Origin of the sequence: Streptomyces odontomachicola (genome assembly GCF_039605595.1) — a bacterium.
In the GTDB taxonomy this organism is placed as follows: Bacteria; Actinomycetota; Actinomycetes; order Streptomycetales; family Streptomycetaceae; genus Streptomyces.
Map to the genome: position 1 here is coordinate 199,053 of NZ_JBCFOK010000011.1, position 22,545 is coordinate 221,597.

9 protein-coding genes are annotated in these 22,545 nt (G+C 73.8%); 2 read left to right on the top strand and 7 right to left on the bottom strand.

Going from position 1 to position 22,545, the window contains the following annotated elements; genetic code table 11:
- Positions 1-161: 161 nt before the first annotated feature.
- The 5 genes from ABEE00_RS21510 to ABEE00_RS21530 all read right to left on the bottom strand — a co-directional run bounded on the left by ABEE00_RS21510 (position 162) and on the right by ABEE00_RS21530 (position 16,541).
- Positions 162-818: a C39 family peptidase gene (locus tag ABEE00_RS21510; protein WP_345747234.1), complete on the bottom strand. Its 657-nt coding sequence runs from the start codon at positions 816-818 to the stop codon at positions 162-164.
- Positions 819-930: 112 nt separating this feature from the next.
- Entirely contained in the window at positions 931-1,149 is a 219-nt protein-coding gene (locus ABEE00_RS21515; protein ID WP_345747235.1) for an EF-hand domain-containing protein, read from the bottom strand.
- 196 nt (positions 1,150-1,345) lie between these two features.
- The gene (locus ABEE00_RS21520) at positions 1,346-2,113 is read right to left on the bottom strand and encodes a hypothetical protein (protein ID WP_345747236.1); all 768 of its coding nucleotides are present in this window, start codon (positions 2,111-2,113) and stop codon (positions 1,346-1,348) included.
- A complete protein-coding gene (locus tag ABEE00_RS21525) occupies positions 2,110-4,080 on the bottom strand; it encodes a class I adenylate-forming enzyme family protein (RefSeq protein ID WP_345747237.1) in 1,971 nt (656 codons plus the stop codon). Before ABEE00_RS21525 ends, ABEE00_RS21520 begins: the two co-directional genes overlap by 4 nt.
- Complete coding sequence (locus ABEE00_RS21530; protein WP_345747238.1) at positions 4,077-16,541, bottom strand: amino acid adenylation domain-containing protein; 12,465 nt, start codon at positions 16,539-16,541, stop codon at positions 4,077-4,079. Before ABEE00_RS21530 ends, ABEE00_RS21525 begins: the two co-directional genes overlap by 4 nt.
- A 426-nt stretch (positions 16,542-16,967) precedes the next feature.
- Here ABEE00_RS21530 and ABEE00_RS21535 point away from each other — a divergent pair, with 426 nt between their 5' ends.
- Positions 16,968-17,195: an MbtH family protein gene (locus tag ABEE00_RS21535; RefSeq protein WP_345747239.1), complete on the top strand. Its 228-nt coding sequence runs from the start codon at positions 16,968-16,970 to the stop codon at positions 17,193-17,195.
- A gap of 28 nt (positions 17,196-17,223) precedes the next feature.
- Here the strand turns inward: ABEE00_RS21535 and ABEE00_RS21540 are convergent, their stop codons facing one another.
- Positions 17,224-17,664, bottom strand: coding sequence for a hypothetical protein (locus ABEE00_RS21540; RefSeq protein ID WP_345747240.1), 441 nt, complete (start codon positions 17,662-17,664; stop codon positions 17,224-17,226).
- A 776-nt stretch (positions 17,665-18,440) separates the two neighbouring features.
- Between ABEE00_RS21540 and ABEE00_RS21545 the strand changes: the two genes are divergently transcribed.
- Entirely contained in the window at positions 18,441-20,120 is a 1,680-nt protein-coding gene (locus ABEE00_RS21545) for a translation initiation factor 2 (RefSeq protein ID WP_345747241.1), read from the top strand.
- A 392-nt stretch (positions 20,121-20,512) separates the two neighbouring features.
- Here ABEE00_RS21545 and ABEE00_RS21550 read toward each other — a convergent pair whose 3' ends face one another.
- A complete protein-coding gene (locus tag ABEE00_RS21550) occupies positions 20,513-22,531 on the bottom strand; it encodes a hypothetical protein (RefSeq protein ID WP_345747242.1) in 2,019 nt (672 codons plus the stop codon).
- Positions 22,532-22,545 lie beyond the last annotated feature (14 nt).

Genomic DNA, 22,545 nt, shown 5'->3' on the forward strand with positions numbered 1-22,545 from the left:
GGTGAATTCCGTCCGACGGCGGACATGGCCAACCGTCCCCCGTTTGCCATCCTGCCCCCTTGCGGAAAGTCATAGAACAGCGCGGAACTCCACCATGTCAAGCCTGAAAATGGCGGCAGGCTACAGTTTTCGCCTCGCACGACGGCCGCCGTTCTTGATCGTCACAGTGCGTTCGACCCGGTCCGGTCGGCCCCGAGGACGACTCCCCTCTCCGCGGAGAACTTGCCGAAGCGGTCCCATGGAACACGCGCGTATTCCTGGGAGACACCGTGGTAACCGGAAGGGTTGTGCAGCACCAGAACATCCTCTGTGGCACCTACGGCGAGCACCAAATGCCCGCCGGTCCGCGGAGGTTCGGATTCCGGGTGTCGAATCGACGGATGGACCGACAGCATCGCGAGCCTGCCCCCGGCGAGGATGCCGGGGATCTCCTCGGCGGGGAGGTGGGTCCTGACCTCGGCGGCCAGGCCGAAGCGAGCCTCGACCCAGGAGGCGAACGGCGCGTAGATCAGCCCCCGGAGCCCGTCGCCGTCCCGTACGTACGCGCCGGCGTCGACGCATTCGGCCGCGAGTTCCATGGGTGCGGGGGCCGTGTGCCCGAAGTGTTCCAGGGCCATGCGGAGGCAGGCGACGCCGCACAGCCGCCATGACCACCACGCGTATTCCTGCGGGTCGGCGGCACCGTAATCGGCCCAGGCAGGATCATCGCCGGCCGAAATGCGGCCGGTCACAATGTCCTCCACGAGAGGGGCGGAAGCCCACTGGGCGTAATAGGGGACCGAATGCACGGATTGCACAGCGGAGTTCGCGTTGCCCATGGGCGCGAAGCCTAACGCGGCGGCACAGCAGGGCCCGCCAGTGCACATGCCGCAGGGCCCGCACTCAACGCGTAGGTGCGGGCCCTGCGGGGTGCGGTGCGGGACCGCGCCGTCAACGGTTCATGGCCGTCCAGAACTCCTCGAAGGACATCCGGCGGTCGCCGTCGGCGTCGAGCGAGTCGATCAGCTCCTGGGCGGCCGACTGGGTGATCTCGGAGCCCTCCAGCTCCGCGACCACCTGGCGGTACTCGTCCGCGGTGACCAGGCCGTCGCCGTCGAGGTCGTAGCTGTCGAAGACCTTGCGCGCCGCAGTCTCCATGATGTCCGCCATGTGCTCTGCCCTTCTGCGTCCGTACCTTGCGCCCCCAGGCTATCCGCCGCCACACGGCGCACCGACGGCCACCGGGGCCCAAGTGAAGCCGCCCCACGCGCAGTCGGGCACACCGGGAACCCCTGCGAGGCAGCACGGCGGCACGGTCCGGAGGCAGCCCGGTCAACGGCCCGACCCATGCCCGAAAGGCACCGCGTCAACGGCCCGACCCGTACTCAGCGGCCACCGGATCGGCGCAGGTCGCCGCCGGGCTCTTGTCCTTGGCCAGGAAGATCGTCTGGGCCATCATCCGGTACCCCGACATCCCCTCGCGCAGGGTCTCGATGGACTCCTCGGGGTGCACGGAGTCGATCACCGCGTTCGGCCCCACCGCGTTGAACTGGTGGGACACACCGCGCGGTATCTGCATGTCCACCCAGGAGTTGGGCGGCACGATCACGTTGTGCCGGTCGCGGTCGACACCCGTGGGGGTGCCCGGCAGCGCGTCGGTGAACGCCCTGAGCGGCCCCGCCCAACCGACAGCGGGCCGCACGGTGATCGGCGACAGGCTGGAGACCCGGATGGTGGTGCCTGGCCCGGTCATCATCCGTACGAACCGCAGCCCGGTGTGCAGGTGCATCCGCGAGCAGATGTCGCGCTCGGTCGTGTCGTAGAAGTCCATCAGATAGCGGTCGGCGAAGAAGCCCTCGAAGGGCGGTTCCAGCATGAACACGTCCCCCTCCTCGAACTCCTGGGCCTGCTTGAGGTGGCCGTCGGGGGTCGGGCGCGCCTCCTCCTCGCGGTGCTGTGCGCGTACCAGCCCGGCCAGCGCCTCGACCACGGCGAGCGCGGCCTCGGGAGGCAGCTTCACCACCGGGGTCAGCCGGTTGCGGTCCGGGTCGCGGTGCCCCCGGACGTCGAGGATCTCGTCCTCGTGGTCCGGGGTCTGCTTCATCCGCTCGGCCGCCGCGGTGCTTCGGGTCATGCAGTCGCTCCTGTGTGCGTGTTCGGTCCGGCATCCTGCTGTCGTGCCCACAGCACTCCGCCCAGGTCGTGGCGCCCGGCGCGCAGCACCGAGCAGCCCGTGGCGGAGAATCCGCGCCCGCGCGGCCGCGCCAGCCACCGCCAGCGGTCGGTCGCACCAACGGCGGTGGGTTCGTCGGGAGTCGAGCTGCCGAGGAAGTCCAGGAGCAGCCCCAGCGGCCAGGCGGGGCCGTCGGCGGCGGGCCCGTGCGGGAGTACGAGGAACGCGCCGTCACCGAAGCGGGTCTCTGCGCCGAACGGCAGGGGCGGGCCCTCGTATCCATGCCGGGCCGCCACCTCCGCTGCGAGTTCCGCGTGCACGGACAGGGGCCACGAGGCCAGCAGCGTGCTGCGCCAGCGCGCCTTGGCCCGGGCAAGCTCCGCCTGGGCCTCCTCGTCCACGCCGTACGCCGCCTCCGCACGGCCCTCGCTGTGCCAGTGCTCCCGCAGGAAGTCGAGGGCGCCGAGCACAGGTTCGTCATCGGTCCCCTGCGCCTCGTACCGCCCCTGCGGCCGTTGTGGCTGGTCACCGGCCTGCGCGGCCAGTGCGTGCAGGCGGCCGTCCTCGGCTCCCGCGCGCAGCAGGTCGTGCGCGGTGGCCGCGGCGTGGCGCAGCAGCCGTTCGTAGCGCGCGGGCGCCACCCGGCGCGCGGCGAGGTCCCGGCTCATCGCCTTGCGCTGGGGTTTCCCGGTGGAGGTCGCCCGGAAGCCGCCGAACTGGATGGCCGCGGGCCGCAGTTGGGCCCGCCGGTGCAGCTCCCGTACGTCGTCGAGGTGCTGGTCCGTGGCGATGAGCCCGACGTCCTGGCCCAGCGCGGGCTCGTCCACCGCGACCGCGGCGAAGCGGCCGGTGAGGCCCGCGTCGCGCCACCCGCCCTCGATGTCGAGCGGATAGTGCTTCTCGCCGCCCCGGTTGATGCGCTCACCGGCGCGCCCGCGCAGCACCAGCAGGCCGTCCCGCAGCTCGCCGAGGTCGCCGGTGCGCAGCCAGCCGTCCTCGGTGAGCGTGGCGGCGGTGGTGTCGCCGTCCTGCCAGTAGCCGGCCATCATGTCCGGGGTCCTGATCCACACCTCCCCGGATTCCAGCCGCAGTTCGGTGCCGGGCAGCGGTGCGCCGACGGGCGGTGTCCGGTCCAGGTAGTGGCTGCGGAACTCCGCGTCGTCGAGCCGCGGCATGGTGAAGCTGAAGTTGACGGCCTCGGTCAGCCCGTAGCCCTGCCGCAGGCGCGGGCCGTAGCGGCGGTGGAAGCGGCGGGCGAGATCGCTGGTCAGCGGCGCGGCGGCGGTGATCAGATACTCCAGGCCCTCCGGCCACGCGGGTCCCGCCTCCACCAGGTCGGCGAGCAGCGCGGGAACGATGGAGGCCGTCCTGGCTCCCGCCGCGTCCAGCGCGGCGAAGTACCCGTTCGGGTCGAAGGTGTCCCGCAATACCAGCGGCGTACCGGTGAGATGCGTGCCGAGCAGCGACATCATCAGCGCGTTGCAGTGGTAGAGCGGCAGGCACGTGCCGTGCGGGCGGTCCGGCGCCATGCCGTGCAGCTCGGCGGTCTTGGCCGCGTTGCCCACCGCGGCCCGGCGCCCGAGCATCACGCCCTTCTGCGGCCCGGTGGAGCCGGAGGTGAACATGATGAACGCGAGGTCGTCCGGCGCCGTGTGGCGGTCGGGCAGCCCCGTACGGCGCAGTCCCCCGGCGTCCACCACGGCCGCGGCCGAGACGCGTTCGGCGAGCGGGGCGACCGAGGACTCGCTGGTACGCGGTGGCAGGGGTACGGCGACGAGGCCCAGGTCGAAGCAGGTGAGCAGGACGTCGGCCAGGGCCTGCCCGTTGGGCAGCCGGATCATCACCCGTGAGCGGGACGGCAGTTGGGCGAGGGCGCCGGCCTCGGGGGTCGTCCCCGTGCGGCGGGTGTCGGTGCCGGGGCTGTTCAACGCCGCCTCCTGAGCAGGTCGCGGAGCTGGACTCCGACGTCGTCCACGTACTGCGGCTGCATCATGCGCAGGTGCGCGGCCGTGCTGTGGCCGACGGTCAGTTGGCCGCCGACGTGGGGGCGCCACAGCTCGTGGTGCGGGGGCCCGACGGGGGCGTCCGCGGCCTCGATGAAGGTGACGTCGCCCGGGTAGCGGGGTGGGCTGTAGGCGCGCAGGAGGCGGTCGTTGTGGCGCGAGACCTGGATGACGCGTTCGACGTCGTCCTTGGTGAAGTGCGCGAACACGCTTCCCTCGCGGTGCAGCAGCGCGGACACGGTCGCGAAGTCGAGCTCGTCCGCGCCGAACCGGCTGTCGTCGATGCCGGCCGCCGTGAGCAGCAGCCGGAAGACGCGTTCGTCCACGAGGGGCTGCGCGGGTCCGGCGTCGGCGGCGGTCACCGTGTCCGCCAGGAGCAGGGCTCCGGCGGGCTCGCCGAGTTCGTGGAGGCGTACCGCCATGGCGTGCGCGACGAGTCCGCCGAAGGACCAGCCGACCAGGTGGTACGGGCCGTGCGGGCGCACCGAGCGGAGCAGGCCGATGTAGTGCTCGGCCATGGCCTCCACCGACTGGGGCGGATCCGCCGCTCCCCCGGGGTCCGCCGCCTGGATGCCGTGGACGGGGTGCTCGGGGTCGATGTGCCGCAGCAGGCCCGCGTACACCCAGCTCAGGCCGCTGAGCGAGTGGACGCAGAAGACGGGGTCGGCCGGTCCGCCGGGGCGGAGGGGTACGAGGTGTGCCTCCGCGGTCATCGGCGTGGACGTCGTCGGCGCGGGGGTCCGCGCGGCCTCGTCCAGCAGGCGGGTGAGGGCCGCGGGCGTGGCCGCTTCGAAGACGTTTCGGAGGGCCGGTTCGCCGCCGAGGACCGTGCGGACCCGCTCGGTCAGGCGCGCGGCGAGGAGGGAGTGGCCGCCCCGTTCGAAGAAGTTGTCGCGGGGGCCGACCCGGGGCAGGTCCAGCACCTCGGCGAACAGCTCGCACATCACCTGCTCGCGGACGCTCTCCGGCGGCGGCGCGTCGTACGGGGAACCCGCCGCGTCCGGGGACCCCGGCGCGGCCCAGTCGGGCTCGGGCAGCCGGTCACGCAGCAGCTTCCCGTTGACGCTGAGCGGCAGGCGGTCGAGGGCCAGCAGCCGTACGGGCACCATGTAGTCCGGGAGTTGCCTGGTCAGGTGCGCGCTCACCGAGGCCAGGTCGGCGTCCTCCGGGGTGACGTAGCCGACCAGGCGCCGGTCGTCGGGGCCGCGCTCGTGCACGGCTACGGCGGCCGCCTGGACGCCCTCGTGCCGCGTCAACGCGGCCTCGATCTCGCCGAGTTCGATGCGGTGGCCGCGGATCTTGACCTGGTCGTCGGTACGGCCGTGGAAGCGCAGCTCCCCGTCCGCGCTCCACGACGCGAGGTCGCCCGTGCGGTACATCCGCTGCCCCGCCGGGCCGAAGGGGTCGGGGACGAAACGGGTCGCGGTCAGCCCCGGTTGGTGGAGGTAGCCCGTGGCCACGCCCGCTCCTGCCACGTACAACTCGCCCCGCACGCCCGGCGGCACCGGCTGCAGCCGGGCGTCGAGTACGTAGCAGCGGGTGTTCCACAGGGGGCGGCCGAGGGGCACGGTGGCGCTCTCGGCGCGGTCGGGCGGGGTGCCCGGGGCGACCGGGGTCTCCTGGGCGACCGGGTGCGTGGTGGACCAGACCGTCGTCTCGGTCGGTCCGTAGCAGGCCAGCAGCGAACGGGTGCGGGCGCTGAGCTGGGCGGCCAGGTCGGTGGGGACCGCCTCGCCGCCGATGACGGCGCGGATGCGGCGCAGTTGCTGCGGGTCGCGCCTGGTGAGCGCCTGCCAGAGCGAGGGGGTCGCCTGCATGACGGTGACCCGGCGGTCCTCGAGCAGCGCCGAGAGCTCCTCGGGGTCACGGAGCGTGTCGCGGTCGGCGAGGACCATCGCGCCGCCGGTGATCAGCGGCAGATACAGCTCCGGCTGCGACATGTCGAAGCCCGCAGGCGCGGCGGCCAGCACCCGGTCCCGCGCGCCGACGTCCACCTGCTCGCGCAGGGCGAGGAGGAGGTTGACCAGCGCGCTGTGCGGCACGATCACGCCCTTGGGCCGCCCGGTGGAGCCCGAGGTGTAGGTCACGTACGCCGTGTCCTCCGGCACCCGCGCGGGTTCGTCCGCACCGGCGCCGACGGTGAGCCCGCCGTCATGCCGCACGACCAACTGCGGCCGCGCGTCGGCGAGCAGCGCGGCGGTCCGCTCCGGCGGCAGCGCGGGGTCGAGGGGCAGATAGGCGGCACCGACCGCCTGGACGGCGAGCAGGGTGGCAGGGAGGTCGGCGTCACGCGCCAGTTGCACCGCGACGAGGCTTCCGGGTCCGGCGCCGCGCGCGCTGAGCTGGGCGGCGATGTGGGCGGCTCGGGCTGAGAGGGCGCGGTAGGTGAGGGTGGTGGGGGCGGGGGTGTTGGGGGGCGCGGGTGTCGCGGCGGTCTCGGCGATCCCGCAGTAGAGCGCCGGTGCGTCCGGCGTGCGCTCCGCCTGTGCCGCGAAGAGTCCGTACGCGGTGGTCGCGGCAGGGTCGGCGGTGTCGGCGAGCCCGGACGTCCCTGCGTGCCCGGCGGCGTCAACAACTCCAGCCGTCCCGGCGGGCACGCCCTGCCCCGCGGCGTCAACAGCTCCAGCCGTCCCGGCAGCCGCGGCGTGCCCCGTGGCGTCAACAGCCCCAGCCGTCCCGGCAGCCGCGGCGTGCCCCGTGGCGTCAACAGCCCCAGCCGTCGCGGCGGTCCCGGCGGTCCCGTGCTGGAGAGCAGGCGTATCCGACGTGCGCTCCACCTGCGCCGCCGCGGAGAACGCGCCCCCGGTAACCCCGGGCACCCCACCCACCCGACGCGCGGTCGCGTTCCAGCGCTGCGTGAGCCGTTCCCTCTCGCCTCGTACGAGGAGCGGCAGGTCGGTGACGGGGCGGTCCGGGGCGGTCGTCGCGGCGTCCAACAGCTTGTGGAGGCGGGTGATCAGGAGGCGGGCCGAGGCGGGGGTGAACAGTTCGGTGTCGTATTCCAGTTCGCCCTCGATGCCGGCCTCGGCGCCCTGCTCCGTGTGGTGCGGGCGCAGGCTCCACAGCAGGTCCATGCGGGAGGCGCCGCTGTGCGCGGTGACCGGTTCGGCGTGCAGCCCTGGCAGGTCGAACCGTGCCGGCGGCGTGTCCTGAAAGGCCAGCATCACCTGGAACAGAGGGTGCGCCGAGAGCGAGCGCGGCGGGTTCACCGCCTCGACGACCTGCTCGAACGGCACGTGCTGATGAGCGAACGCGTCCAGGTCGGTCGCGCGCACCCGCTCCAGCACCTCGCTGAACGTGGGCGCCCCGCTCACATCCGTACGCAGCACCACCGTGTTGACGAAGCAGCCGACCGTCTCGTGCAGCGCCTCGTCGTGCCGCCCGGCCACCGGCGTACCGATGGGGACGTCCTCTCCGGCGCCGAGCCGCGAGAGCAGCACCGCGATCGCGGCGTGCACCACCATGAACACGCTGGTGCGGGACGAACGCGCCACCTCACCCAGCCGCGCGTGCAGTTCGGCGTCGAGGGTGAAGTCGACGGTCTCCCCGCGGTGCGCCGACACCGGCGGCCTGGCGCGGTCGAAGGGCAGCGGCAGCGACTCCGGTGCCCCGCGCAGCGTCCTGGTCCAGTACGAGAGCTCGGCGTCCAGATCGAGACGCCCCTGCCAGAGCGCGTAGTCCGCGTACTGCACGGGGTGCCGTTCCCACTCCGGCGCCGCGCCCTCGCAGCGCGCCCGGTAGGCGGTGGACAGGTCGCGGGCCAGCGGCGACAGCGACCAGCCGTCGGCGGCGATGTGGTGCAGCAGGACGAGCAGGACGTGGCGCTCCGGCGCGGTCTCGTACAGCACGGCGCGCACGGGCGGTTCGGCGCTCAGGTCGAAGACGTGCGTCCCGGCGTCGGCGAGCAGCCCCGGCAGCTCGGTCTCCGAGGTGGCCACCACCTCGAAGGGCACCTCTCGCGTGTCGTGGATGTCCTGGTGGGGCTCGCCGTCGATGTCGGTGACGGTGGTACGCAGGCTCTCGTGCCGGTGCATCACGTCGCCGAGAGCCGCGCGCAGCGCCCCCGCCGACAGGGGCCCGCTGAACCGGGTGGCGAAGGACATGTTGTAGACCGAGTTCGGCCCGGCGAGGCGGCTGAAGAACCACAACCTGCGCTGCGCGGGAGACAGCGGGATGCGCTCCGGCCGCCGTGCGCAGGCCGTGAGTTGAGCGGTCTCCGCGGGTGCGGCGGCGCGCGATGCGCCGCCTTCGGGTTCCGGCAGGTGCCGCGCCAGATCGGCGACGACGGGGGTGTCGAAGAGGGTGCGGATGCTGAGCTCGCAGCCCCATTCCGTCCGTACCCGGTTGATCAGGCGGGTGGCCAGCAGCGAGTGCCCGCCCAGGTCGAAGAAGCTGTCCTCGGCGCCGACTTCGGGTATCCCGAGCGTCTCGGCGAACAGCGCGCACAGCAGGCTCTCGCGCGCGTTCGCGGGCGCCCGGCCGGCCGGCAGCGCCGCCTCGGGCGGCGGCAGCGCCGCACGGTCCAGCTTCCCGTTGCCGGTCAACGGGATCTCCCCGACCGGCAGGATGAAGGCGGGCACCATGTGCGCGGGCAGCACGGAGCGGGCGTACTCGCGCAGGGTGGAGGGGGACGGCGCGGCGGGCTCCCCGGCCTCCCCTGCGCCGGACTCACCGGACTCGCGGGCCTCTTCGGACTCGCGGACCTCTTCGGACTCACCGGACTCGCGGGGCTCTCCGGACTCCCCCGAATCCCCCAACTCCCCCGACTCCCCCGCGCCCACGACGTAACAGAGCAGCCGTCCGCCGTCGCCGTCCGCGTCGCGGTCCGCGAGGACCACCGCGCGCCGCACGGCCGGATGCCGCTCCAGTACGCGCTCGATCTCCCCCGGCTCGATCCGATATCCGCGGATCTTCACCTGCTGATCGGCGCGCCCCAGGTACTCCAGCGTGCCGTCGGGGCGCCGCCGTGCCAGGTCGCCCGAGCGGTACATGCGGGTGCCCGGCGGACCGAACGGGTCGGGGACGTAGCGGCTCGCGGTGAGGCCGGGGCGGCCCAGATAGCCGCGGGTGACGCCGGGGCCGCTCACGTAGATCTCGCCGGGGCAGCCGGGCGGAACCGGCCGCAGCGCGTGATCCAGCACGTGAATCCGCAGGTCGGGCAGCGCGCGGCCGATCACGCCCGCGGTCTCCCCCGGATCGCGCAGCTCGGCGTGGGTGGAGTGCACGGTGGTCTCGGTGATGCCGTACATGTTGACCAGCAGCGGCCGGCCCGGGCCGTGCCAGGAGCGGACGCGGGAGAGCTCCAGCGCCTCGCCGGCGAACACCACGCGCCGCAGCGCGGGCAGCACCTCCGCACCCTGCCCGGCCGTTTCCGCCGCTTCCGCCAACTCCGCCTCGGCGCCGAGGAGTTGGTAGAACGCCGAGGGGGTCTGGCTCAGCGTGGTGACCCGCTCCCGCGCGAGCAGCCGCAGGAAGTCACGCGGCGACCTGGCGACGTCGTCCGGCACCACGACCAGCCGTCCCCCGCGCCCCAGCGCCGCCCACAGCTCCCACACCGAGACGTCGAAGGCGTACGAGTGGAACAGCGTGTGCACGTCGTCCCCGCCGAAGCCGAAGTGCGCGTCGGTCGTCGCCAGCAGCCGTACGACGTTGCGGTGGGAGACCATGACGCCCTTGGGCTCGCCGGTGGAACCCGAGGTGTAGATGACGTACGCGAGACCGTCGGGGTGCACCTGCACGCCGAGATCGTCGGAGGCGTACGCGGCGGCGTCGTCGAAGGCGTACGCGGCGGCCGGATCGGTGGCCTGACCGGTCCCCACTCCGGATTCGGCGTCCGCGAGCACGATCTGCGGCAGGGGCGCCGCGAGCCGAGCGCCCGTCACGACGAGCGCCGGATCGGCGGCCTCCAGCACCTGCCGTATCCGCTCCTCGGGGTGGCCCGGGTCCAGCGGCAGGTAGCCGGCCCCCGACTTCAGCACGGCCAGCACCGCCACCACGAGGTCCGTTGAGCGCTCCAGGACCAGCGCCACCAGGCGTTCGGGTCCGGCCCCGCGGGCGACGAGGAGCCGCGCGAGGCGGTTGGCGCGCGCGTTGAGCTCCCCGTACGAGAGGGTGACGTCTCCGCAGGTCAGGGCCAGTGCGGTCGGGTGCTGCCGCACCTGGTCCTCGAAGAGCGCGGGCAGCGTGAGCGGCGCGGTCACCGCAGGCGGCGCGGCCGGTTCGGGGGCCCGTTCGAGGCCCGCCACGGCCTCCGCCAGCTCCTCCGTCGGCTCCTCCCGCTCATCGTTCAGCAGCAGGTCGAGCCGTCCCAGGATCGCTTCCGGATCGGCGGTGATCCGTTCCAGCAGCGCGCCCAGCCGGTCGAGGAGGCGCCGCGCCTCCGCCTCCTCGAAGAGGTCGGTGCTGTGGTCGAGGCGGAACCGCATCCGGCCGCCGGGCACGGCGATCAGCGTGAGCGGGTAGTGCGTGCCGTCGCGCCCCTGCACGTCCCGCAGTTCGAGGCCGGGTACGAGGTCGCGCAGGGCGTCCTCGTCGATCGGGTAGTTCTCGAACACCACGACCGTGTCGAACAGTTCGGCGTGCCCGGCGACGGCCCGCAGCCGGGACAGGTCGGCGTGCTGGTGGCCGAGCATGGAGAGCTGCTGGGCCCGCAGGTCGGCGAGGGTGTCGGCGACCGTGCGGCGGGGGTCCAGGCGTACCCGCACCGGAATGGTGTTGATCAACAGCCCGACGATGTCCTCGGCGCCGGGCAGCTCGGCCGGCCTGCCGGAGACCGTCGTGCCGAACACCACGTCCTCGCGCCCGGTCTGCGCGCCGAGCAGGGCGGCCCAGGCCAGTTGCACGATCACGTTCGCGGTCAGTCCGTACTCGCGCGCCACGGCCTCCACCCGCGCGCTGACCGCCTCGTCCAGCTCGCCGGTCAGCCGGTTGCGGGCCGCGCCTCCCGCGCCGGGACCGCCGCCGCCTGCTCCGCCGACCAGCGTCGGTCCGTCCACCGAGGACAGCAGCGCGCGCCAGGCGGCCTCGTCCGCGCGCGCGTCACGGGTGGCGAGCCAGTCCAGGAAGTCGCGGTACGGCGTGGCCGGCGGCAGCGCCCGCCCCGCGTAGAGCGAGAACAGCTCCCTGATCAGGATCGGCATGGACCAGCCGTCCAGCAGCAGGTGATGCGTCGTCAGTACGAAGAGGTGCCGGTCCGCGCCGCGGTGCAGCACGGCGGCGCGTACGAGCGGCGGATCGGCGAGGTCGAAGCGCCGCCCGCGGTCGGCGTCGAGGAAGCGCTCCAGGTCGTCGGGCGCCGGCATCTCCCGCCACTCCACGGGCGCGTCCGGGACGACCGTCTGCACGGGCCGCCCCGAGGGGCCGTGCCGTACGGCGGCCGAGAGGTGGGGGTGGCGCCGCAGCAGGCGCTGGAGCGCCTCGCGCAGCGCGGCCGTGTCCAGCGCGCCGTCGAGCTCGAAGACGAACTGGACGAGGTACGGGTCGGCGCCGTCGTGGTCGTACAGGGAGTGGAACAGCAGCCCCTGCGCCAGGGGCGGCAGCGGCAGCTCACCCCGCGTACGGCCGCGCGCCCGCCGCACCAGCGCCTCCAACACCTCGAACCACCTGCGCCCCAACTCAACGACCCGTTCCTCCTCCAGGAGCCGCCCAGCCCAGGACCAGTGCGCCACCAGCCGGGGGCCGTCGGGGTGCTCAGCGACCACCGCGTCCAGCTCCACGACGTGGCTCATCGCCATGCCGTCGTTGGCCGCGGGGCCGCCGTCGGTCGCGGATCCGTCGCTGGTCGCGGAGCCGCCGGCGGGCGCGGATTCGTCACCAGACGCGAAGCCGCCCGCAGCCGCGTGGCCGCCGGCGGTCGCAGAACCACCAGACTCCGCAGAACCGTCACCGGCGGACGCCCCGACCCCCGCAGCCCCCGCACCTCCATCCGCGCACACCGCCCACGCACCCCCACCCCCGACCTCGAAGCGCCCCAGGTAGTTGAAGGCGAACTGCGGTGCGGGGCGGCCCGCCAGAGCCGGGGCGGTCTGTGGGTTGAGGTGGCGCAGCAGGCCATAAGAAAGGCCCTCGCGTGCCGCGCCCCGCAGGCGCGCGCGCACCGTGGCCACCGCGCCGTCCAGTGCCGTCGGATCCGTACGCGCCTCCGCCCAGGAACAGCCGGGGTCCAGCACCGCCGGGCACAGCGTGGTGAACCAGCCCACCGTGCGGGACAGGTCCACGCCCGCGGCGAACTCCTCGCGCCCGTGCCCCTCCAGGTCCACCAGCAGCGCCTCGGGGCCCTCCCGCCAGTCGGCCGCCGCCAGCGCGAACGCGGTGGTCAGCAGGTCCTGCACAGAACAGTCGAAGGCCGCCGTCGCGTCGGTGACCAGGCGCGAGGTCAGTTCGCTGGGCAGCTCGACGGAATGCCGGGCCCGGGTCTCCTCGGTGTCCACCGCGCCGTCGAGGGCGCGGTCCGCGACGGGCGGGTCCTCGGGCGTCTCCCGCCACCGGGGGAAGTCGGCGAGCACGGACGGGTGGTGCGCGTACTGCACCAGCGCCTTCGCCCACTGCCGGAAGGAGGTCCCGGTCGGCTGCAACCGCGGGACCTCACCCCGGCGTACGGCCTCCCAGGCCGCGCGGAGATCGTCGTGCAGGATCCGCCAGGAGACGCCGTCCACGCTGAGGTGGTGCACCGTGAGCGTCAACTCGCCCGGCTCCCCGGGCCCGTGATCCGCCCAGGCGGCGTGCACCATGCGCCCGCGCTCGGGGGCGAGCGCCGTGTCCGCGGGGTTCAGCTCGACCGTCACGCTGGGCAGCACTTCCAGGCTCCACAGGGTGCCCACGGTCGTCACGCACAGCCGCAGCATCTCGTGGTGATCGACCAACGCCTGCACGACCGCGCGCACCTGCGCCTCGGTCATGCCGACGGGGGTACGAACGGTCAGGGACTGCACGAAGTCGTCGAGGGGGCCGCCGCGTTCGCGCAGCCAGTGCATGATCGGCGTCAGGGGGGCGGTGGGGTCCCCATCGTCCGAGCCCAGGCCGCCGGCACCGGCGCCGGCACCGGGCCCGCCGTCGCCCAGCACGATCCGCTGCCCCTGAGCGGCCCCTGAGGCGGCCCCCGACACGGACCCTGACGCAGACCCCGACGCCACCCCCTCCGCGAGCCCGGAAACAGTCGGGGTGCGGAACACGTCCAACGTGCTGACCCCCAGCCCGGCCCGCTGCGCCGCCCCGGCCAACTGGATCGCCTTGATGCTGTCCCCACCGAGCCGGAAGAAGTCCTGGTCAAAGGGAACTTGCGGCAGCCCGAGCACGTCACGGAACAGCTCGGCCAACCGTTCCTCGGTAGACGTACGGGGCGACGCGGCACCCTCCGCGGGTACCGCGGCCTCCGCCCCGGCTTCCGCCGAGGGCAACGCCGCCCGGTCCAGCTTCCCGTTGCGTGTCAGGGGCAGCCGCTCCACCGCGACCACGGCCGACGGCACCATGTACGGGGGCAGCCGCTCCGCCACGGCGTCCAGCAGCCGCGCCGTGTCGCCGCCCGCCACGGCCACGTACGAGACCAACTGCCGCACGCCGGGGCGGCTCCCGTCCTCGCGCAATACGGTCGCGGCCTGCCGTACACCGGGCTCGGCCAGCAGCGCGGCGTCGATCTCGCCCGTTTCGATGCGGAAGCCGCGCAGCTTGACCTGGCCGTCGGCGCGGCCGGCGAACTCCAGCTCCCCGTCGGCGTTCCAGCGGGCCAGGTCGCCCGTGCGGTACGCGCGGGAACCCGGCGGCCCCCAGGGGTCGGGCACGAAACGTTCGGCGGTCGCCACCGGCCGCCCGAGGTAACCGCGCGCGACGCCCACGCCGCCGACGTACACCTCCCCCACCACACCCGGCGGCACCGGCCGCAGCGCGTCGTCGAGGACCAGCACACGCTTGCCGTCCAACGGCCCGCCGATCGGGACCGAAGCGGCCCCGGCACCCGCGTCCCGCACCGCCGAACGCGTCGCGAAAACGGTCGTCTCCGTGGGCCCGTACCCGTTGACCACCGTGAGGTCGGGCAGCGCGGCGCGCACCGCACGCACCGCCCCGGGCGACACCACATCGCCGCCGGTCCACACCTGCCGCACCCCGGCCAGGCACCCCGGCTCCTCCGCTGCGATCACGTTGAACAGCCCCGCGGTCAGCCACAGTCCGGTGATGCCGGTGGCGGCGACGACCCGGGACAGCGCAGCCGGCTCCAGGTGTCCCGGCGCGGCGACGACGACCTCGCCGCCGGTGAGCAGGGGCACCCACACTTCCAGGTTGAACGCGTCGAAGGCGTGCGGCGAGTGCAGCAGCACCCGCTCCGCGCCCCCTTCGCCCCACCACCGGTCGGCCGCCAGCGCGGCGAGATCGCCCTGGGTGATCGCGACGCCCTTGGGCCCGCCAGTGGAGCCCGAGGTGAACATCACGCACGCCAGCGCGCCAGGCCCGACCCGCGGCTCCCCACCATCCCCCGCCCGTACGCCCGCTCCCCTCCCCCGTACGTCCAACCGCCGCACGCCGCTCTCGCCCGCCCGCGCGACGATCTCGTCCTCTTCCGTACGCGGCTCGGTCACCAGCAGCCGCGCCCCGGCGTCGGAGAGCACCGTCAATTGCCGTGCGAGCGCGTCGTCGCGCTGCAGCGGGACGTACGCGGCGCCCGCCCTGACCACCGCGAGCGCCGCGACGACGAGGTCCACCGACCGCTCCAGCAGCAGCGCGACCGTCCGCTCGGGCCCCGCCCCGGCCGCGGCCAGCTCGGCGGCCAGCGCCGCGCTGCGCGCGTCCAGTTCGCGGTAGGTCAGCCGCTCGCCCGTCTCGGCCGAGCGCACCGCGAACGCGTCGGGTACGCGGCGCACTTGGGCGGCGAAGCGGCCCACCGCCGTATCGGTGGGTGCGGCCGCAGTCTCGCCGCCGGTGCCCTGCGCGCAGTTGGCCGCGCGCTCCTCGGCGGTGGTCGCCGCGATCCGCGCCAGGGGCGTGTCCCGGTCGGCCTCCGCCACCTGCCACAGCACATGGAGGAAGCGGTCGGCGATGTCCCGCAGCACGTCCTCGTCGTAATTCGCCGGGTTGGCGTCGAAGTCGAGGCGGAGGACGCCGTCGCCCCTGTCGTACGCGACGATCGACAGGTCCTCCGACGGCGGCGCCTGGAGGTTGTGCACGGTCGCGGTCGCCGGGCCGAAGCGCAGCGGCCGGTCGAAGCGCTGGATGTTGAGCACGGGGCCGAAGAACTTCCGGCCGTCCTCGGGATATCCGAGGTCGCGCCGCAGCTGCTCGCCGCGATAGCGCTGGTGGCCGCGCACCTCGCGCAGCTCCTCCGCGACCTGGTCGAGCAGCTCGCCGGCGGTGGACGCCGGGTCGGCGCGCAGCCGCAGCGGGACGACGTTGGCCGACATCGCGGGCACCGTACGGGCGAGTTCGGGCGCGCGCCCCGCCACCGGCAGGCTGAGTACGACGTCGCGGTGGCCGGTCACCGCGTGCAGGCAGACCGCCGTCGCCGCCGTGAGCAGCCGGGTCCACCGGTGCCCGAGCCGCCGCGCGCCGTCCCGCAGCACGGCGAAATCCTCGGAGTCCAGCACCCTGGTCAGGCGCAGCGAACGGGCCGCCGCCGGCGCCGGCCGGCTCCCGAGGCTGAGGAAGTCGGGCCGCCCGGCCATGCGTTCACGCCACCAGTCGCGGTCTTCCGCCCGCTCGCCGCCTTCCCGGTACGCGGCCTCGGCGTCGATCAGCGTACGCAGGCCGCTCCAGCCACTGGCGGGCACGGCACGCCCCTCGTACAGGCTGCTGTAGACCTCCGCGACGCGCTCCGCGAACAGCGCCATTCCCGCGCCGTCGAGCGCGAGGTGATGCGCGCGGTGGAAGACCATCGCGCGCTCGTCGGCGACGCGGAGCACGGCCCCCAGGAACAGCGATCCCGCGCCGTCGCCCCTGGCCTCGGCCATGCTGTCGTGCATCCACCGCATGGCGGCCGCTTCGGGGTCCGATGTGTGCCGCAGGTCGATCACTTGGGCGGTGTGCGCGAGGTCCGGGGCGGGGCGCTGCACCGGCGCGGAATGGGCTGCCGCCGTGGCCCGGTCGGAGTCGGTTTCCGCCGATCCTGCTGACTCCGTTGCTCCCGTCGGTTCCGTCGGGCCCGTCGGTTCCGTTGGGCCCGTCGGTTCCGTTGGGCCCGTCGACTCCGTTGGGCCCGTCGACTCCGTGGTCTTCATCGGTTCCGTTACGCGGACATTGATCGCTTCGCAGTCGGCCGCGGCTCTGGTGACGGCGTCGGCCAGGAGGGCGGTGTCGATGTCGCCTTCCAGCACGAGGTACTCGGCCCACTGGTAGGCGCCGGGGGCGGCGAGCCCGGAACGCTCGGCGAGCCACACACCGAGCTGCGCATCGGAAAGGGGCAATTGGGGGGAGTTTTCGGGCAGTTCGGGCACGAGAATGAGCATCCCCACAGGTCGTGTCGGCGCGCGGCCGACGACTGCCGTCGACGGTTCTGAGGTGACCGGGTTGATCGGGAAGCGGACCGCCCCATCGAAACACGGTAGGCAATGACGAAGTAAAGATACGGCAATATGAGCTAGCTCACCACGGCGCACACCTGCGCAAATGCGCCGGTGACAGCGACTGGGGGTCTGCTCTAAGGTAAAGCGGCAGCCATGTACGGGGTGGTGTACGGGGCAGCCCGTTCTGTCACAGCCGGAGCCTCGGCAGGCCCGCCTGCGTCCGCCGACGCGCGCCCGGAGTGCGGGACTTCACCGCGTACGGCACGTACGGCACGCAGGACACCACGTACGGCACCTTCGCCCAGCCCTCCGAGAAGGAGCGACCGGATGAGCACCAACCCCTTCGAGGACCCTGACGGCACCTATCTGGTCCTCACCAACGACGAGGGGCAGCACGCCCTGTGGCCCGCGTTCGCCGAGATACCGGACGGCTGGCACACGGCCCTCGCCGCGACCGACCGCGAAGCGGCACTCGCCTACATCGAGGCCAACTGGACCGACATGCGCCCCACGAGCCTCATCGCGGCCATGGAGGGGGCTGCGGACAAGGTCTGACCTGCGCGGCTGGCGCTTGCTCCGGTGGTCACTCGGCCCGGCAGCACTCCTGCGCCACCTCGACGAACGCCAGCTTGGCGTCCTTGAGCTCGTCCGGCTTCTTGTGCCGCCGCAGGCAGTCGACGAGGTGCTGCGCCGCGGCGGTGGCCTCCGCCGGGCCCTCCAGGAGTACGCCGCCGAGCGCGCGTTGAAGCGCCACGTCGTCGTCGGCCTGCCCACGGCGGATCTTCGCCTCCGCAGCGGCGAGGAAGTCCGCGTACGTCTGCCGGCGAAGGGCGAGCGCGCGCTGGTCCGCTTCCGCGCGCAGGGTCATGCGCACCGATTCGAGTACGGCATCCGCCTGGCGGTCGCCCGCGTGACGTGCGGCTGCGGCCTGCCGGAAGCCCGCGCTGCGGGTGTACCAGCCGGTCACGACGCTGCCCGCGATCGCCGATCCCGCCGCGATCAGAGCGGTTGCCCAGTCATTCATGCGGCCATCCTCGCGATCACGCCCGGTACGCCGCGCCTTCTTTTCCGTACATGCGTCACGGATCACTCTGCGGTCCCCTCACGGGGCGCGCGATACGATCGCCCCATGTCGCCCGACGCCGCGGATACCCCACCCCCGACCTGCGAAAACACCACCCCGGCCCACCGCCACCCAGTAAACTGGACCCTTACGAGCGGCGAGCGGCGAGCGGCGAGCGGCGAGCGGCGAGCGGCGAGCGGCGAGCGGCGAGCGGCGAGCGGCGAGCGGCGAGCGGCGAGCGGCGAGCGGCAAGCGGCAAGCGGCAAGCGGCAAGCGGCAAGCGGCAAGCGGCAAGCGGCAAGCGGCAAGCGGCAAGCGGCAAGCGGCAAGCGGCAAGCGGCAAGCGGCAAGCGGCAGCCAGCTTCCAGCAACCAGCAGCGGCGAACCGCCAGCGGCCAGCAGCATCGAGCGACCGGCAGCCGGCAGGCAGCAGCAAGCTCTGAGAAGGCGACGTTCGGCAGCGGCCGGCCGGCGACCAGCGACGAATGGCCAGCGGCACCTACTGGCAGCGAGCAACCAGCAGTCGGCGACCAGCGCCGAACGGCCGCCGGCGAGCGACCGGCGAACAGCGCACCGACGACCAGCGGCGGCCCGCAGCCAGCAGTCGGCGGTGACCGGCGGAATCAGCCAGCGGCCAGCGACCGGCGGCCACCGACGGGCAACCAGCAGCCGACGCCCCGCGGCGAGCACCCCGCAGCGACAGGCAACCACCGTCACCACCCAGCGGCGAGCCCCCGGTGACCCGCGCCCAGCCCCAAGAAGCCCGCGCCCACCGAACTGTCCTGTTCGCGGCGCGGTCCGCTGTTGCGCTGTACCGGCTGCTCGACGTTCTCCCCGTCTTCGCCGGGGACGCCAGGATCAGTCGGCGCTTCACGCTCGTACCCGGCTCGGACTTCGGGGTCGACGCCTTCGCCGCGATCGACGCGCTCGGCGGCCGTACGGTGCCATGGGACGAGGCGTGCGCGCGCTCGCATGACCTGGTCATCACCGCAAGCCCGAAGGGCGACCTGCATCTGCTGCGCGGCCCGCGCGTCCTCATCCCGCACGGCGCGGGGTTCAACAAGGCGATCCCCAGCGAAGGTTCGGCGGACTCGGCCTCCGGGCTGGACCCCGCGTACCTGCGGCAAGACCAGCCCCGAGCCCGCGCAGCCCCCGCAGCGCTGCACGCCCTCGCCCACCCCGAGCAGATCGCCAGGCTCGCCGCCGCGGACCCGCGGGCCGCCCGGCGCGCACAGGTCGTGGGCGACCTCACCCTGGAACGCGTCCTGGCCTCCGCCTCCCTGCGCGACCGCTACCGTGCCGCGCTGGGCACCGGCGCCCGCAAGCTGCTGGTCCTGGCCTCCACCTGGGGCCCCGAGTCCCTCATCCGCCGCCGCCCCGGACTCCCGGCCCGACTCGCCGCGCGCCTCCCCTCCGAGGAATATCAGTTGGCCCTGGTCATCCACCCCAACGAGCGCAGCCTGCTGGGTACGCACGAGCTGAACGAACGCCTGGCGCCGGCCCTCGACGCGGGCATGGTCCTGCCGGACGCGTACGAGGAGTGGGCCTCCGTTCTGGTCGCCGCGGACGCGCTGGTCACGGACCATGGTTCGGCCGCCCTGTACTACTGCGCCGCCGACGGCGACCGCCCCGTCGTGAGCGTCTACGAGGGCGGCGACGAACTGATCCCCGGCAGCCCGATGGGCGTACTCCTCGACCACGTACCGCGGTTGGAGCGCGCCGAGGACATCCTCGACGCGCTGGGGGCGTACCGGCGCGGCCCCGCGCACACCGCGGCGCGGGCCGCGTTCGCGCCCGCGGGCGATGCGGTGGAACGGCTGCGCGCGGAGGTGTACGCGCTGCTCGACCTCACGCCGCCCGCGACCAGCGCCACGCCCCGGCCGCTGCCCTCGCCCGCCCCCGCTCCTCGCGTGCCCGCCGCGTTCGACGTCGAGGTATCGGCCGACGCGAACGGCCTCCGGGTCACCCGGCGTCCGGCCGGCCTCGGCCCGCCCGGCCATCACCTGGCGGTGGAACACGGGGCAGCGGCCGAGCAACTGGCCCGTTCCGCGGGCCTGTTGTACCGCCGCCCGCTCCCGCCATCCACCGCCCCCGTGAACGCGTCCTGGACCGCCGACGCCTGGACCCGCCACGCCCTGGCCGCCTACCCCGCCTGCGGCACAGCAGCGGCCCTGCTGCCGGACGGCCGCTGCCTGGTCCGACTACGCGCCCACGACCAGCCGTACGCAGCCGAGCCCGAGCCCCTGTACGAGGCAGGCCAGACGCTCCACATCGACCCCGCGATTGCCCTGTCCGCGATACACGCCCAACTACCCATACCGCCCGGCGAAACGACCCTCCACTGCCTCGTAGGAGCCCGCCGCTTCCGCGTCGAGCTCCGCCCAGCCACGGCCACGGAGGCCGCACAGACCATCTAGCTCCGCGCCCAAAACGGCCACCGCCGGACAAGCACAGTTCCCGACCCGCGCACCCACCCGGGACGGGACACCAACCAGGAACGCCGACGACCGCAGAATTCACGGGCCCCCGCACGGTGCTCCGCCGCCGCATCCGGATCGGCGAGCACGCGTGCGCCCCGGCGAGCTCAGTCCCCAACTTCGCCCGCCCGGGACGGCCCACGTGGCCGGCCAGAAGAAAGATCGCTGTGCCAGAGGCCGCGCAAACCATCTGGCGCAGCACACCTGGAACAGCCCGTGCCGCTCCCGGAAAACGCGGGCTGGCTCAGCCCCCGAGCATCACCCACCCGCCGGAGGCGGGACGGGACGCCAGCAGAAGCAAAGCGCGACGGACTTGGGGCCGCGCGTCCCGCCTAGGCCAGCCCGTTCCGCTCCCGAAACGCGCGGGCCGCCGCCCGGTGCCCCTCCGCTGCCTCCGCGTACCCCTCAGCCGCGTCCAGTTCGGCCAACGCCTCGTGGACCCGGGCGATTTCGGAGCCCGCGCGGCGGGTCTCGGCCCGGCTGAGGGACTGTTCATACAGCTCGCGGGCCTCGCCAGCGCGGCCCAGGCGGTGCAGGACCCCGGCCAGGAGGAACGCCGAGCGGCCCGTCAGCCTCTCGCGCTGCTGGGCGGCGAAACCGGCGTGGGCCTCGGCCAGCAAGCATCGCGCGCCCTCGAGGTCGCCGGTCTTCGCGGTCGCCTCGCCCATGCGGTAGGTCTGGAGCAGGACGCCGTACGGATTCGGGATCTGCCGGTGCTTGTCGCGGGACGCGGCGAAGTCGGCCAGTGCGGCGTCCCATTCGCCCCGTACACCGCGGAGCATGCCGCGGTGTTCGAGCGCGGACGCGGCGAGTTTGCGGTCCCGTTCGGAATCCCCGAGCAGGTCGAGGGCCGAGAGCGCGGCGTCGATCTGCTCCTGAGCGCCCGCCAGGTCGCCCGACTCCCAGAGCGGACGCGCCAGTTGGCATCGCGTACGTACGAGCCAGCCGGCGTTCCCTCCGTGCCGGACCGCCGCGTCCACGGCGCGCCGGAAGACCTCGACGGCTTCGGACTGGTGGGGGTGGTCCAGGGCGTGCGTCCACACCGCCTCGGACAGGGCCACGGTCGCGGCGTCCATCCCGCGGCCGTGCGCGAGGCGCGAGCACGCGAACAGCACATGCCGTTCCTCATCCAGCCAGCGCGCGGCGCGGACGGCACGTTCGGCGCGGTCCGCGTCGCCGGCGGCCGCCTCCGGGGCCTGCAGCGCAACGTCCGGCACCTCGGGTACGGGGTCGAAGAGGTCCACGACGGTGAGCCGGCGCCCCGCCGCGTACCGGTCGGCCAACTGCGCCTGCCGCACGAACCACCGCACCACCCTCTCCTGCGCCTCGCCCACCTCCTCCTCCGCCGTCTCCCGGCGCGACCGGCGCAGCGCGTGGGCCCGCAGCGGCCCGAGCAGCCGCATCTGCCCGGCCTCCGTCCGCGCCATCCGGCGCAGGTCGAGGAAGCCGGCGCGGTCCAGTTCGTCCAGGGCGTCCTGGCAGTCCTCCGGGGTCAGCCCGGACAGCGCGACGGCGGAGTCGACCGTGAAGGACTCGCCGGGGTGGTGCGCCAGCAGCCGGTACAGGAACGCGGCCGTGGGGGACATATCGGCGTAGACCGTGTCCCACAGGTGCTCCACGTCGGGCACGCCCTGCTCCTCCAACTCCGCTGTGAGGTCGGCGAGGAGGCGGGACAGCGGGCGCAGCCGGTGCGTGCGCACCCACCGCCCGGCCACGTGCAGCGCTGCGGGCAATCCGTCGCACAAGCGGATCACCGCCCGCGCCGCCTCGGGGTCTGCGGCCAGCCGGCGGTCGCGGACGATCAGTTCCAGCAGCTCGGTCGCGGCCTGCTCGTCCAGGGGCGGAAGGGGCAGGTCCACCGCGGCGCCGGCCTCGAGGTCGCGGAGCGGGCCGTGGCTCGTGACGATCACCACGCCGGCGCCCGAGGCCGGGAGCAGGGGAACGATCTCCGAGCCGTAGCGCGCGTTGTCCAGCAGGAGGATGAGCTTGGCGTCGCGGGTGCGGTTCCAGAACTGGCCGCAGCGGGCCGCGTATTGGGCCTGCACCTGGTCCGGCTCCACGTCGAGGGAGGTCAGCAGGTGGGAGAGTACGTCGCCGGGGTCGAGCACGCCGTCGGCGCGGAAGTCGTCGAGGTCGACGCTGAGTACGCCGTCGGAGAAGGGGTGGTTTTCGCCCAGGGTGCGGGCGAGCAGCACGGCCAGTTCCGTCTTGCCCAGGCCTCCCGGGCCGCTCAGCGCGAGGATCAGCGGGCGGGAACGGTTCCGCCAGCCCGTCACGGCACTGAAGGCGCGCTCCTGCTCGTCGTCGCGGTTGACGAAGTGCACCGGCTCCGGCGGAAGTTCGACCCTCACAACAGCCCCCTCGA

What these genes read in the sequence shown, in the direction of transcription:
- ABEE00_RS21510 (WP_345747234.1), bottom strand. Translation starts at nt 818, where the DNA reads ATGGGCAACGCGAACTCCGCTGTGCAATCCGTGCATTCGGTCCCCTAT.
- ABEE00_RS21515 (WP_345747235.1), bottom strand. Translation starts at nt 1,149, where the DNA reads ATGGCGGACATCATGGAGACTGCGGCGCGCAAGGTCTTCGACAGCTAC.
- ABEE00_RS21520 (WP_345747236.1), bottom strand. Translation starts at nt 2,113, where the DNA reads ATGACCCGAAGCACCGCGGCGGCCGAGCGGATGAAGCAGACCCCGGAC.
- ABEE00_RS21535 (WP_345747239.1), top strand. Translation starts at nt 16,968, where the DNA reads ATGAGCACCAACCCCTTCGAGGACCCTGACGGCACCTATCTGGTCCTC.
- ABEE00_RS21540 (WP_345747240.1), bottom strand. Translation starts at nt 17,664, where the DNA reads ATGAATGACTGGGCAACCGCTCTGATCGCGGCGGGATCGGCGATCGCG.